Origin of the sequence: Amylibacter marinus (genome assembly GCF_030160015.1) — a bacterium.
GTDB lineage: Bacteria > Pseudomonadota > Alphaproteobacteria > Rhodobacterales > Rhodobacteraceae > Amylibacter > Amylibacter marinus.
In genome coordinates, this window is sequence record NZ_BSNN01000004.1 from 1 (window position 1) to 13,150 (window position 13,150).

Here is a 13,150-nt window from a genome sequence, read left to right on the forward strand (position 1 = left end):
TGCTCTTGGTATGCGCCCACCAGCGCCAGAAACCTTATTGGAGAAACCGCAAATTTGTGGAACTGAAATTGGGGGCTAGACACGCCAGCCACATCCATCCCATCATGCAAATGAACCTCTATCTCGCGCAGTATCTTTAGTGCGTCCTCATCCGAATGCCGTTTTCGTGCCATGTCTCACTACTCCAGTTTCTAATAAACAATGGCACAGTTTTAGGGGGACGAGACACCAGCGATGCAGGCGTTACCAATGGATTTGACATCCTAGACAGTGAACTTTTGATCCATTTAGTTTCCAGAAACCCTCCATTATTCAAATACTCAAATTTGTTCCAAAGACGCTGACGTCAGACAGTTAGCACCCACATCCAAACAGATGCTTGCATGCTTTTCTAAAGACTTCTCAAACAGCTTAGGTCCAAAGAAAAATAAGACGCCTAAAATGGCTATGCCAAATAATGATTTAATTCTTAATGACATTTTCAATTCCGCCTATTTAACATAACTACCACCAACAAATTTATACCCAATACGCCTTACCAATCTATGTGAGGTGCCCCTAGATTTGTAGACGCTTTCTTTGGTAATTTTGGAAGCAAAGGAAGCTACAAATGTCAGGGCGTATAGGCTATACAGAAGAGTTCAAACGGGACGCAGTTGCGCAAGTTAAGGATCGCGGATATTCGGTTCAGGATGTTGCCAACAGGTTGGGTATCAGCACCAAATCGCTTTATGATTGGAACATTTTGTGTGCGGGATGAAAACTGGTTCTACTGACATTTGAGACTGTTTCGAATTAGTCTGACAGCACCAACTGGAATTGGTCATTAGTATTTCTGCCCCATCCGCAAGATGTCGGGCCATGGCGCTTGTTTGCTTGTTTTCAATGCGGCCTGGCCCCACCAGATAATTTTTGACACGCCGTTTTGTTTGGCCTGATTAACCATCATGTTTATTTCTTGGGCGTTGGGTGGGCTGACAATATCACGCAGTTCTTTCGAAACGTTCGCCTTTAAAAAGCTGGCCTCGTACATGTCTGTGTATGAAAACCCCTGTAGCACCATTAGCTTGGGTTTATTTGGAATCGCGCTGTTTAGCCAAGTTAGATATTCAACAACAGCCTTGTCAGGGGTGGTGTCGTTCCCGTTGCTGAGCGGGGTCGCCACACGTGAAACGACAATCGGTATGGGATAAACATCAAAACCTACAATGTCAGCATAGGCTGAAAATGCAATGACGTCGTCCAAGTAGCGGGATCGTTTTCGTGATGATCTAAATGCGGGCCTATCCGTTATAATGGGGCCGTGAACCATAAGAACCGGAATTTTCGGGGCAACGGATTTTGCATGGTTATAGAACCTTCGTACACTGTCTATGCTGATTCCGTGAAACGCGGCTTCGTCGTAATTGGTTATGCCAGATATGTTTTCAATTCCTGCACAGGCGATAATTTCTGCAAGGGGGCTGTCTGTCGTTGACCCTTCTTTTATTGATTTGGGATTTGGGTATACGATCTCTGCTGGGATGATCAATTTCATGCTCGTATTTCGCAGAGCCTTAAACGCGCTTGAATCTGCGCGACAGGGGGCTGAAAAATCCTTCTCAAATCCAAATGTCTTGGGACGCGGAACCTCTTGATATTGAAACGTCGGAAAAAACTCGGTGATTCCGTTTTGGGTCAGGGTTCTAAAGAGCTGGTCGTAATTCCGCTTGGATGCAAGATCCCGAGGAACGCCGGCAACACCAAAATCCAGCGGTTTGGATAAGGCAGATGTGTTCGGGACAGTTACGAATGCCGCTATAATTAGTGCAAGTTGTCTGGATGGAAATTGATGCCACAATTGGAGTAGTCGTTTTATCATTAAATTTCCCTAATCTATTTAGCATGAACAGTGGCTAGCACTGTTTTACCTATTTGCAGGATTTACGGTTAATGTATCCGATCAAAGTCTTCGATCGCCTCGAGGCGTAAATCAAGGGCATATCCACTAATAAGCAATTGGTCATCCAGCACAAAAAGGGCCAAGCCAGGTATCGTAGCGCCTGCGCGATGGCAGACCTACCTCCCGGTGCATGCTTGGGCAAAATCACCCCCCAAGGCTACGAGCAATAAGGCATTGAGTTGCCTCTGCCATGTAGCCTTGGGAAGTGAATAGCGCTTTACTTGATCTTGGCGTGCTCTGATTTCAGGGCCAGCCATAAGCAATAACACATCACTAAGACCACGATCGTGAACGGAATGCCCGTAGAGACCGCAGCACCTTGCAGCGCGCTTAGTCCGCCACCCAATAGGAGTGCGATTGCAACCAAGCCCTCAAGCGTACACCAAAAGACACGTTGAATAACGGGTGCATCCATTTTACCGCCCGCAGTGATCGTATCAATCACCAAGGATCCGCTGTCAGATGATGTCACAAAGAAGATGACGATCAAAACCAGCGAGATTGGCGCAATGATATTGTAAAGCGGTAGTTCCTTGAGGAAACCGAACAATGCGCCTTCGGGTTTGTACGCGTCGATCACCGTTGCTTTGACGCCTTCGGCGCCACCTGCGTTCAACATATCGATGGCTGCGCCGCCGAAGGTTGACATCCACAAGGCACAAACCGCAGTTGGGGCCAATAGCGCACATATCACGAATTCACGTACTGTACGACCCTTGGAGATACGCGCGATAAACATGCCGACGAAAGGTGACCAAGCAATCCACCACGCCCAGTAGAACGTTGTCCAACCGTGGAAGTAGCTGGTATCTGTGCGTCCAAATGGGTTCGAAAGCGCCGGTAACATCACGATGTAATCGACCATCACACCGAAGTAGCGCGTGATTGCTGTCCATACACCTGTGACCAAGATTACGAAGATAAACAAAGCGACGGCCATGATCATATTGATTTCAGACAGGCGCTTCACGCCTGCGTCCATACCCAACAAAACAGAGCCAAGTGCGATCACCGTAATGCCGATGATCAACAACACGGTAACGGTTGGTGATGGGGCGATGCCGAAAACCTCGTTCAGGCCAGCGGCGACCTGTTGAGCGCCAAGACCAAGTGATGTGGTCAGGCCGAACAGAGTGGCAAAAACCGCCAACGTATCGATGCTGTGGCCCCACCAGCCCCAAATACGTTCCCCCAAAATCGGGTAGAATGCAGAGCGCAGGGTCAGTGGCAGATCAAGGTTGTAGCAAAAAATTGCCAAGCTAAGACCGACGGCGGCGTAGATTGACCAGCCTTCTAGTCCCCAATGGTGGATTGTTCCCACGACCCCGATGTATTCGTTACCAGGCACAGAGGCGTCAATACCCAATGGGCTGGCGTTTCCACCCTCGGAGAAATTGTAGTAGACGGGTTCAAGGACGCCGAAAAACAACAGCCCAATACCAATACCGGCGGCGAACATCATCGCGATCCAACCTGCATAGGAATAGTCAGGGCTGGCGTCTTTGCCGCCGATACGCACTTTGCCGACGGGCAAAACTATCAGCGCCAAGCAAAATAGAGTAATTGCATCGACCGACAAAACCAAGAACCAGTCAAATGTACTGGTGAGCCATGGACGCAACCAGCCGAATAGTTCTGCCGATGCCTCTTGGTTTGCCAATGACAACATCACAAAGCCAACCACCAACACGCTAGAGATTAAAAATACAGGGTTGTGGATATCCAAACCAAAGGGTCGGACGTTATCTTGGCCCAGCTCGAATTCTGTCTCGAAGTCGTAAATCCTGGGGTCAGGATCCAACATTTTCTTCTTTTTTTCAGTCATTAGGGTCCTCCTATGTTGTGGGGATCCGTCAGATGGTTATCGCCGGACAAATTCCCCAGCTTTGCAAAAACGACCTCATAAAATTCTCTTTGGGTCATTGTTGTGCAAAGTTCCCTATACAAAGGTTAGCATCGAACCGGGGACTTGACGTCGGAAAAACGCAGGTTTCTAGAGTTTTTACGTCAAACAGCGTCGTTTCAAAGGGTATTTGGGATGAAAACAGGCGCGATCAGGTCGTTTTTGGCGGATCCGGTGGGGATGTTGAATTAGCTAGGCGCGGGTTAGCGTGTGGCGCTACTTGCGTTTTAGAGGTGGGGTATGTTGGACTGGGTCTGCTTAAATTCGACCGATGCCCTTGTGCTATTCAAATGGTTTGCTGCGCTGGAGTTGGGAAAAGTTTGAGAGTTTACCGTCCCAAATGATATCTGAGTGGAGCCTTTAGGCGCGGCGTAAAACCCGCCCAGTTGATAACTGAAACGGGTTCAAATGCATCTGGCGGCACCACAACAGATCCCCAACTGCTACGGTTGATCCTTTTGAGGTGCCGATCAAATCGCCGTCAGTGTCCCAACGATCCAAGGCCTTTTACGACCTTTACCCATTGGTCTATTTTGTCCGCTTGTGCGCCCGTAGTCGGCGAGAAATGAGTGACCTTCGTTGGTTTTATACCGATGAAACCAAGTATCTGCCCTTTGATCTGGCGAAATAGCGCACGATGATACAGCAAGCGAAAGAATATTTCCGGAGTGTCGGACGTGACAAAAACACGTGCTGTTCGATCCGTAAGGAGCGGCGTTGGCATGCCACGCTTTATGCGTCGTGTATCAAATGCCCAACCGGGCAGCAAAGTGCGATCAAACAGCCCTTTTAACTTTGCGGGCAAACCGCCCCACCACATGGGTGTCATCATCACAAAATGTTCGCACCATTCTAGATCATTCTGGAATTGCTTCAGGCAAGGTTCGAGGGGTTTGTGTTCTTGATACCCGCCAAACCCAAAATCGGAGTCAAAAGAAATTTCTGAGATATGCGTAACCCGCACCTCATGCCCCGCCTCTTGGGCTGATGATACATAGGCCGCGGCCAGAGAGGCAGAAACAGAATTGGTGGCCGGGTGACCATTAAGGACAAAGATTCGCTTGTGTGACATGGGTGTTCTCCTAAGACACTAATTTGACCATGGTCATATTTCACAAAATGACCATGGTCAATAAATATTTTGACCACAGTCAAAAACTCTGTATCCTTGGGGGATGAAACGACCGATACAGAAGCGCTCTCTTGCAACGCGCGCAAAGCTTATTGCATCTGCGCAGAAGATCCTTACCTCGAAGGACTTTGGTGCGCTGCGCGTAGAAGAGGTGGTTCTGAACGCCGGCGTTGCGAAGGGGACTTTCTTTGCGCATTTTCCGGATAAGGATGCCTTGATGGAACGTGTTGTTTCTGATGAAATCAATGCGCATCTTGATCGGATCGAAAAACAGCCGCCCCCAACAAATCTGGATTCACTGCTTCGCCAATTCATGCCTCTGTTGCAATTCATGACCAGTGAGCGATATGTTTTTGATCTTATCCTGCGCCATTCCGGCGCTGCGGCCAAAGAAGAGATTGGCCCAATTGCCCAAACATTTGGTCGTCAAATCGGTGTATTGACGAAATGGATATCTGTTGGCCCGTTTCGCAAGGATGTCCCCGCGTTGATATTAGCAGAAGGTGTGCAGGCATTCGCGATACAGAGCATGGCCCTAGATTTTTGCGCGATCAACAGTGAAATGCCGATGCACGCCCGGCTGAGATCCTATCTTGAGCCATGGTTGCGCCCTGACACCCTGTCCTAATTGGCAATATCGCGACTAGTGGCCCGTTGCTTTGGTGTACGTCGGGGCCTTGGAGCATTCACAAGGGACGCAGGAGGCATGCCTGTGGGGTAGCTATGTCGAAAGGCACCCGGATCTCTGAAGGGCATGGATGGCAGATGCGTGGGTTCTGGCCTAGTTCGGCCAATCAGTTTTTCCCGATGACCACTTTCCCGCCAGCAGGGGCGGGAAAGTTAAAATTTGCGCCCTGATTAGTGGCCCAGCCCGCCCATTTGATTGGGTAGGAACAAGGCCAAGGTGGGAATGCCCAACAACAACAACAGACGTATGATGTCAGCCACCCAAAATGGTGTAACGCCACGAAAGATGGTGCCCGTTGATACATCCGGCACCACACCCTTTAGAATGAATACATTCAAACCAACAGGCGGCGTAATCAGCGATATTTCCGTAACAACAACAACGATAATCCCAAACCAAACTGGATCATACCCCAGATCACGCACCAGTGGGAAAAAGATCGGCACAGTCAGGAGCAACATCGAGAGGCTCTCGAAGATGCATCCCAAGGCGATATAGATCAATACAATGAACAGCATCACCAACCAAGGTTGTACAGAGTATTGCGTAACCATCGCCAAGAGCGCCTCGGGAAGGCCTGCGATATTCACAAAGTTGGAAAATATCCACGCCCCGATCAGCACGGAAAACAGCGATGATGTGGTTACAGTGGTTTCTTGGAGTACTTCTTTGATCGCTGCAAAGTTAAGCGCACCACGCGAAAGGGCGATAATAAAGGCCCCTGCCGCCCCCATACCTGCGGCCTCGGTTGGTGAAAACGCCAAATTAATTGGCCAAAAGTTTAGCACCCCGTAGAGGCCGCCGATCACCAAGAAGAACAAAACCAGCACCGCCCAGACACCGCGCAGGGCCTTCATGCGGCCCGCCCAACCAATCCGAGGCCCTGCAGGGCCCGCGGCGGGATTGCGCATCACCGTATAACGCACAGCCAGCAGATAACCAAAAATTCCCAACAATCCGGGGATAATTCCTGCCATGAACAGCTTGCCGATAGAGGTTTCCGTGAGCAGACCATAGATCACCAAAATCACCGATGGTGGGATCAAAATGCCCAATGTCCCCCCAGCGGCAATCGATGCGGTAGACAGACTGTCTGCGTAATTATATTTCCGCATTTCGGGCATCGCTACCTTGGACATCGTAGCCGCAGTGGCCAATGACGACCCGCAAATCGCGGCAAATCCACCACAGGCCACGATGGTGGCCATGGCCAAACCGCCACGCATGTGCCCCAGAAAGGCATTGGATACCGCGTATAGTTCGCGGCTAATGCCGCCTTTGTTTACGAACAGCCCCATCAGGATAAACAAGGGCACCACCGACAGACCATAATCCTGCGAGGTATCGATAATCAGGCGGGACACCATAGAAATCGCACCGCGAAAGCTGGTTTCGTACATATAGCCGATCATTCCGACCAACCCCATGGCAAAGGCGATGGGCATACGCAACAGCACCAACCCGAGAACACAGGTAAATCCGATCAAAGCTTCAAGCATCATTTTGCTCCAGTATTTGGGGGGCGAACATTTCCAGCAGGCCGCGAATAATCAACACGCCTGCAGTGGCAAATGTCATAATGGCAATGAACCATCCGATATAGAATTGGGGGATATTCATATACTCGGTCACATCCCCATACGAGCGCGCGCGTTCCGCCAGCACCGAAACCCGCTGTGCAGGCCACAACAGTATGCCCCCACAGGCCAGATTGATCACCGCCGCCTTAATCCGCATCACCACCGGATGTGAGAACAGGCCATCCAGTAGATCGACAGCGATATGCTGGCCGCTACCTGACACTGATGGTAAAATGGAAAAGACCATAATAGCCATCGACATACGCGTGAGTTCGGTTGCCGCCTCGATGGGGGCATTGAACATCGATCGCAGAAGAACATCTGCGAAGGTCAAGCACATCAGAAAGAACAGCGAGGCAGAAGCCAGATAGATCGGCACGATTTGTAGGCTAATGATTTTATGTAACAGGTTTTTCATATCATCCCCGAGTGAAAAAGGCGGCGTGCTGATTGCACGCCGCCTTACATCGATTATTTTGCAGTTTCGGCTTTCATCATGTCATAAGCCGCTTGCGCATCTACGCCTTTGGCAGACAACTCTCCCAGTACCTTCTCAGTGACCGCAGCGGCTATTGGTTTATAGGCAGCAATATCGGCATCTGATGCCATGGTGATTGTATTGCCTGCCTCAACAGAGGCGTCGCGACCAATGGCATCAACCATATCCCATTTTTGACCCAGCATGCGTGATGCCGGTTCACCGAATACCTTTTCCTCGAGTGCCTTTTGGATATCGGCTGGAAGGCTGTCGAACTTCTCTTGGCTCATCAAAAATGCGAATGATCCGCGGTAGTAGCCACCGGGCATTTCCAAAACATTTGCCGCTACTTCGGTCAACTTAAAGCCTTTGCGGCTTTCCATTGGCATAGCAACCGCATCTGCCGCGCCGGAGGCCAGCGTTTCGTAGACCTTTGGGGCTGGTACGCGAATACCGACCAAGCCAAGAGCCGCACCAACATCACCAGAAACACCACCACCAAGACGGGTTTTTAGGCCATCTAGGTCAGCCAGTGTTTTGATATCTTTGTTGGAATGAATTTGACCCGGCCCATGTGTGGTCAGACCCATAAGTTTCACGCCCTTATGTTCGTCCAATTGCGCCAAGAATTTTTCGTGTACGCGCCAGTAAGCAACAGATGCCGCCTCTGCGTTACCCTCAAATCCGGGCAGTTCAGCCAACTTTGTGCCTGTGAAACGACCAGGTTGATACCCATGGAAGATGATTGTCATATCGGCAGCGCCATCCATGACCAAATCCATCTGCGCAGGGGGTGGTGCCAATCCCAATTTCAATTCTGTTTTCACCTTACCGTCTGTGGCCTGTGAAATCATTTCAGATAGGCCCGGCCACATTTCAGCGTTGATGCCGTGGGTTGGTGGGGCCCAGCTGGAAATGGTTAGGGTGATTTCCTCGGCCATCGCGGAAATGCTGGTGCCCAGCACGATGGCTGCGGCGGTTGTTAGTTTTAAAAAATGTTTCATGGTTACTCCTCCAGTTTACATGACTCTTCTGTTATTTGAATTTTACTTAACATGTGCAGGGATTTTGAGTTTAATCAAGCCCCCTACCAAGATATCTGTCGCAAGCTTCGCATATTCGGCACGCGACAGGCCTTTAGATGGTTGATGCCAAAGGTAAAACCAGTTCAGCATACCAAACATAGACATCGTAACAGCGCGCAAATCTGCCTCTCCTGTTTCGAATAGTTCCGGGGCAACCGCGCGAATAGAATCGCCAAAAATCGCCACGATCTGGCGTTGCATATCAGCCAGTTCTTTCTGACTTTCAGCCGGTAGATAGCGCATAGCCTCTAGCTGCAGGCGGTGTTCTGCATCCGCACCGCGATACACCTCTAGCAATGCACCCGCCAATGTACCTAGGTTGGTTTCGGGATCTTTGTCAGAAATATCTTGGGCCTGAATTGTGGTTAGCAATTCATCTAAATGATGGTGCAGTATATCGTACAGCAGCGTTTCTTTGTTGGTGTAGTAGTGATAAATCGAGGCCTTGGATATGCCACAGGCCTTGGCCAGCTGGCTCATTGCAGCGCGATCATATCCGGTATCGGCAAAGAACGCCGCCGCGGTTTTTAAAATAGCGCGGCGCTTATCGCTGTGGTCTTTTGCGAGACTTCTTGCCATTTTTATTCCTTAGGTCGGTTATCGATGACACGCACGGCTTTACCTTGCGAGCGCGCGACGGTTTCGGGCGCGCCTAGGGCAACCTTGGCCGTGATGCCAACCGATGCTTTGATTTTATGCGCTAATTCCGTAGCACCTGCGGATGCGGCCTCGGGGCCGGCAGTTGGGGTTGCCTCTACATTTACGGTGAGGCTATCCATTCGGCCCGCACGTTCCAGAACAATTTGGAAATGTGGTGCGAGGGATGGGATTGTCATTAGCTGTTCTTCGATTTGGGTGGGAAATACATTCACACCGCGCAGAATAATCATATCGTCAGAGCGGCCGGTGATTTTTTCCATCCGGCGCATAGAACGTGCTGTGCCTGGCAGAATACGTGTCAAATCCCGTGTGCGATACCGGATAATTGGGAATGCCTCTTTGGTCAGCGACGTGAACACCAGCTCTCCCAATTCTCCATCGGGCAGAACCTCGCCTGTGTTCGGGTCGATAATTTCTGGATAGAAGTGATCTTCCCATATGTGCAACCCGTCTTTTGTTTCGACGCATTCCATTGAAACACCCGGCCCAATAATTTCGGACAGACCGTAGATATCAACAGCATGCATATCAAAGGCTTGCTCGATTTCTTGACGCATTGCGTTTGTCCACGGCTCGGCGCCAAAGATTCCAACATTCAGGCTGGATTTGCGGGGGTCTATGCCCTGGGTATGGAACTCATCAAGGACCGACAACATGTATGAGGGGGTTACTGTCATCCCCGTTGGTTTGAAATCCTCGATCAGGCGCACTTGACGTTGTGTCATGCCACCAGAAATTGGCACAACTGTCAGGCCCATGGCCTCGGCCCCGCCATGCACCCCCAAACCGCCAGTAAACAGGCCATAGCCATATGCATTATGCAAGATATCGCCGCGGCGCAGACCAGCAGCACGTAGCGAACGCCCGACCACCTGTTCCCACATGCGCAAATCGTTTTGGGTATATCCAACAACCGTTGGCTGACCTGTAGTACCCGATGATGCGTGAATGCGATTTATCTGATCGCGCGGCACTGCGAACATTCCAAAGGGGTAGTTATTCCGCAGGTCTTGTTTGACGGTAAATGGGAATTTGGACAAATCTGCCAAATCCGTCAGATCATCTGGGTGTACACCAGCGGCATCAAACGCCTCTTTATAGTGTTTGACGTTGTTATAGGCATGCGCCAGTGATTTTTTCATACGGTGTAGTTGAAGATCTGAAATTTCATCCCGTGATGCGGTTTCGATCGCTTCTAGGTCACCTGATTTTGGAGAAAGGTCTTTCATATCAATAGCCTATATACTTTCTAGCATCATAGCGATGCCCTGCCCAACGCCGATGCACATGGTGCACATGGCGCGTTTCATTTGCTGGTTATTCATTTCTATTGCCGCAGTAAGGGCAAGGCGTGTCCCCGACATACCAAGCGGATGCCCCAGGGCGATTGCCCCCCCGTTAGGGTTCACGTGACCCGCATCATCAGGCAACCCCAGCTCACGCATTACGGCCAAACCTTGGGCTGCAAAGGCCTCGTTCAGTTCGATCAAATCGATTTCACCAATTGACACCCCCAATCGTGCCATCAGCTTTTGGCTGGCTGGAGCGGGGCCTATACCCATAATCCGTGGCGAAACACCCGCGACTGCGCTACCCGAAATGCGTGCGATCGGTGTAAGGCCATGGGATTTGACAGCCTGTGCTGACGCCACCAGAACGGCGGCCGCACCATCATTCACGCCACTGGCATTACCCGCCGTGACCGAGCCATCCTCGCGAAATGGGGTTGGCAATGCGGCAAGTTTATCCAGGGGGGATAACCGCGGGTGTTCATCGGTGTCAAAAATAATTGGATCTTTGCGGCGTTGCGGCACGGAAACTGGTGTAATCTCTTGGGCCATCCGCCCAGAGGCTATAGCCGCCGCGGCGCGCATCTGCGAGCGATGCGCAAAGGCGTCTTGGTCTGCGCGAGATATATTAAAATCCGCCGCGACATTTTCTGCGGTCTCGGGCATGCTGTCTGTGCCAAATTGCTTGTGCAATGCCTTGTTCACAAAACGCCAACCGATGGTCGTGTCATAGATTTCTGCGCGGCGCGAAAAGGCCGCATCAGCCTTAGGCATTACCAATGGCGCTCGGCTCATGCTTTCTACACCACCCGCCATGATCAGGTCAGCTTCGCCTGCACGAATAGCGCGCGCCGCCATGCCGATGGCATCAAGACCAGACCCACACAAGCGATTCACCGTGACCCCGCCGATGGCAACTGGCAAACCGGCCAACAGCACGGACATGCGCGCCACATCCCGATTATCCTCGCCGGCCTGATTAGCACAGCCAATGATCGCATCTTCAATTGCAGCAGGATCCAGACTGGGCACCTTTGCCACAACATCCTGCATGACGCCCGCCAACAGATCATCGGGTCGCACGGATGACAAGGCACCGCCATAGCGGCCAATTGGTGTGCGCAGTCCCTCGCATAGGTATGCCTCGGTCATATTCCATCCTCCGGAAAATTGGTTCCACGAATTTGGCGGGAATTACCGCGAAACAGGGCAACGATGTCGCCGTTTTGGTTGGCAACCGTAACGTCGTAGATGCCGCTACGCCCTTGCGCCAAGACCTCTTGTGCGGTGGCGGTTAGGGTATCGCCCAACATTCCAGCAGCCATGAAATTGATGGAGCACTGCTGGGCAACCACGCGGGTGTTATACGAATTGCATGCAAAGGCAAAAATCGTATCGGCCAAGTGAAAGATTGTACCACCATGGCAGATATCCAACCCATTTACATGATGCTTTTCTACGGTGATGTGCCCGATCGCCTTGCCTGGAGCAACGCTATCGAGTGAAATACCGATGAATTTCGATGCGCCGTCCGCGGCCCACATTGCCTCGGCAGATTTATCGGCGCGCTCTTGGGGGGTCATGATTGCGTTCCCTTGAATTCTGGTGCGCGTTTTTCCAAGAATGCCGAGACACCTTCTTTGTAATCGGGTGAACAACCGCATTTCGCCTGCAAATCGGCCTCTAGCTCCAATTGCTCCTCAAAGGAATTTCCATCAGCCTCGTGAATAGCATGTTTGGTCATTGCCAAGCCAAATGTTGGTGCGGCGGCCAGTTTTTTAGCCAATGCACGCGCATCCTCTAACAGCTTCTCGGCTGGGGCTACCTGCCAGATCAGGCCCCAATCGAGGGCTTGCTCTGCGCTGATCGGTTGACCTGTCATCGCCCATGCCTTGGCGCGCGCAGGGCCAATCAATTTGGTCAAGGACCACGTGCCACCGGCATCCGGCACCAGCCCGACATTTACGAAAGACTGCACAAACTTGGCCTTATCGCTGGCGATCACAATATCGCAGGCGATCGCGATATTTGCGCCCGCACCGGCCGCCACCCCGTTCACAGCACAGATCACAGGCTTCTCGACCCCTCGAATCAATCGAACAAGGGGGTTATAAAATGTTCGCAATGTCTTCCCCAAATCTGGTGGGCCGCTCATCTTGCGGGGGTCGCGCCCATCTAGATCCTGACCGGCACAGAAGCCGCGACCTGCCCCTGTTAAGAGGATGGCCCGAATCTTGGGGTTTTCGGCGGCATCCCTTAGGGCCTGAGCCAAAGCTAGATGCATCTCATCATTAAAAGAATTCAGTTTGTCTGGACGATTAAGGGTGATTTCAACCCAGTCCGCGTGCCCCGAAACAAGGATAGTTTGCTCGCTCAATGAAGCCTCCCACAGC

General features: G+C 51.2%; 12 protein-coding genes and 1 pseudogene. 2 read left to right on the top strand and 11 right to left on the bottom strand.

The window, feature by feature from the left end; genetic code table 11:
* Nucleotides 1–610 precede the first annotated feature (610 nt).
* Nucleotides 611–739: pseudogene (locus QQL62_RS07190) on the top strand (transposase); the annotation flags it as partial.
* A gap of 87 nt (nucleotides 740–826) precedes the next feature.
* Here the strand turns inward: QQL62_RS07190 and QQL62_RS07195 are convergent.
* The 3 genes from QQL62_RS07195 to QQL62_RS07205 all read right to left on the bottom strand — a co-directional run bounded on the left by QQL62_RS07195 (nucleotide 827) and on the right by QQL62_RS07205 (nucleotide 4,917).
* Nucleotides 827–1,861 carry a hypothetical protein gene (locus QQL62_RS07195; protein WP_284377257.1) on the bottom strand — a complete coding sequence of 345 codons (1,035 nt, stop codon included), beginning with the start codon at nucleotides 1,859–1,861 and terminating at the stop codon, nucleotides 827–829.
* Between the two features lie 298 nt (nucleotides 1,862–2,159).
* On the bottom strand, nucleotides 2,160–3,767 hold the full coding sequence (locus tag QQL62_RS07200) for a BCCT family transporter (RefSeq protein WP_284377258.1): 1,608 nt from the start codon (nucleotides 3,765–3,767) through the stop codon (nucleotides 2,160–2,162).
* A 559-nt stretch (nucleotides 3,768–4,326) separates the two neighbouring features.
* Nucleotides 4,327–4,917: an NAD(P)H-dependent oxidoreductase gene (locus QQL62_RS07205; protein WP_284377259.1), complete on the bottom strand. Its 591-nt coding sequence runs from the start codon at nucleotides 4,915–4,917 to the stop codon at nucleotides 4,327–4,329.
* A 103-nt stretch (nucleotides 4,918–5,020) separates the two neighbouring features.
* Between QQL62_RS07205 and QQL62_RS07210 the strand changes: the two genes are divergently transcribed.
* Nucleotides 5,021–5,605 carry a TetR/AcrR family transcriptional regulator gene (locus tag QQL62_RS07210; protein ID WP_284377260.1) on the top strand — a complete coding sequence of 195 codons (585 nt, stop codon included), beginning with the start codon at nucleotides 5,021–5,023 and terminating at the stop codon, nucleotides 5,603–5,605.
* Nucleotides 5,606–5,835: 230 nt separating this feature from the next.
* On the opposite strand, the gene QQL62_RS07215 is transcribed toward QQL62_RS07210, so the two are convergent.
* From QQL62_RS07215 to paaG, 8 genes are read right to left on the bottom strand one after another with little or no spacing between them, the layout of a single operon-like run.
* A complete protein-coding gene (locus QQL62_RS07215) occupies nucleotides 5,836–7,164 on the bottom strand; it encodes a TRAP transporter large permease (protein WP_284378688.1) in 1,329 nt (442 codons plus the stop codon).
* A complete protein-coding gene (locus QQL62_RS07220; protein ID WP_284377261.1) occupies nucleotides 7,157–7,663 on the bottom strand; it encodes a TRAP transporter small permease in 507 nt (168 codons plus the stop codon). Before QQL62_RS07220 ends, QQL62_RS07215 begins: the two co-directional genes overlap by 8 nt.
* A gap of 53 nt (nucleotides 7,664–7,716) precedes the next feature.
* Complete coding sequence (locus QQL62_RS07225) at nucleotides 7,717–8,727, bottom strand: TRAP transporter substrate-binding protein (protein WP_284377262.1); 1,011 nt, start codon at nucleotides 8,725–8,727, stop codon at nucleotides 7,717–7,719.
* A gap of 42 nt (nucleotides 8,728–8,769) precedes the next feature.
* Nucleotides 8,770–9,387, bottom strand: coding sequence for a TetR/AcrR family transcriptional regulator (locus tag QQL62_RS07230; RefSeq protein ID WP_284377263.1), 618 nt, complete (start codon nucleotides 9,385–9,387; stop codon nucleotides 8,770–8,772).
* Between the two features lie 2 nt (nucleotides 9,388–9,389).
* A complete protein-coding gene (gene paaK, locus QQL62_RS07235) occupies nucleotides 9,390–10,697 on the bottom strand; it encodes a phenylacetate--CoA ligase PaaK (RefSeq protein ID WP_284377264.1) in 1,308 nt (435 codons plus the stop codon).
* Nucleotides 10,698–10,706: 9 nt separating this feature from the next.
* On the bottom strand, nucleotides 10,707–11,909 hold the full coding sequence (gene pcaF / locus QQL62_RS07240) for a 3-oxoadipyl-CoA thiolase (protein ID WP_284377265.1): 1,203 nt from the start codon (nucleotides 11,907–11,909) through the stop codon (nucleotides 10,707–10,709).
* Nucleotides 11,906–12,340, bottom strand: coding sequence for a hydroxyphenylacetyl-CoA thioesterase PaaI (gene paaI, locus QQL62_RS07245; protein WP_284377266.1), 435 nt, complete (start codon nucleotides 12,338–12,340; stop codon nucleotides 11,906–11,908). Before paaI ends, pcaF begins: the two co-directional genes overlap by 4 nt.
* On the bottom strand, nucleotides 12,337–13,134 hold the full coding sequence (gene paaG, locus QQL62_RS07250) for a 2-(1,2-epoxy-1,2-dihydrophenyl)acetyl-CoA isomerase PaaG (RefSeq protein ID WP_284377267.1): 798 nt from the start codon (nucleotides 13,132–13,134) through the stop codon (nucleotides 12,337–12,339). Before paaG ends, paaI begins: the two co-directional genes overlap by 4 nt.
* Between the last annotated feature and the right edge of the window lie 16 nt (nucleotides 13,135–13,150).

Coding starts and splice junctions, on each gene's coding strand:
- QQL62_RS07195 (WP_284377257.1), bottom strand. CDS start 1,861: ATGATAAAACGACTACTCCAATTGTGGCATCAATTTCCATCCAGACAA.
- QQL62_RS07200 (WP_284377258.1), bottom strand. CDS start 3,767: ATGACTGAAAAAAAGAAGAAAATGTTGGATCCTGACCCCAGGATTTAC.
- QQL62_RS07205 (WP_284377259.1), bottom strand. CDS start 4,917: ATGTCACACAAGCGAATCTTTGTCCTTAATGGTCACCCGGCCACCAAT.
- QQL62_RS07210 (WP_284377260.1), top strand. CDS start 5,021: ATGAAACGACCGATACAGAAGCGCTCTCTTGCAACGCGCGCAAAGCTT.
- QQL62_RS07215 (WP_284378688.1), bottom strand. CDS start 7,164: ATGCTTGAAGCTTTGATCGGATTTACCTGTGTTCTCGGGTTGGTGCTG.
- QQL62_RS07220 (WP_284377261.1), bottom strand. CDS start 7,663: ATGAAAAACCTGTTACATAAAATCATTAGCCTACAAATCGTGCCGATC.
- QQL62_RS07225 (WP_284377262.1), bottom strand. CDS start 8,727: ATGAAACATTTTTTAAAACTAACAACCGCCGCAGCCATCGTGCTGGGC.
- QQL62_RS07230 (WP_284377263.1), bottom strand. CDS start 9,387: ATGGCAAGAAGTCTCGCAAAAGACCACAGCGATAAGCGCCGCGCTATT.
- paaK (WP_284377264.1), bottom strand. CDS start 10,697: ATGAAAGACCTTTCTCCAAAATCAGGTGACCTAGAAGCGATCGAAACC.
- pcaF (WP_284377265.1), bottom strand. CDS start 11,909: ATGACCGAGGCATACCTATGCGAGGGACTGCGCACACCAATTGGCCGC.
- paaI (WP_284377266.1), bottom strand. CDS start 12,340: ATGACCCCCCAAGAGCGCGCCGATAAATCTGCCGAGGCAATGTGGGCC.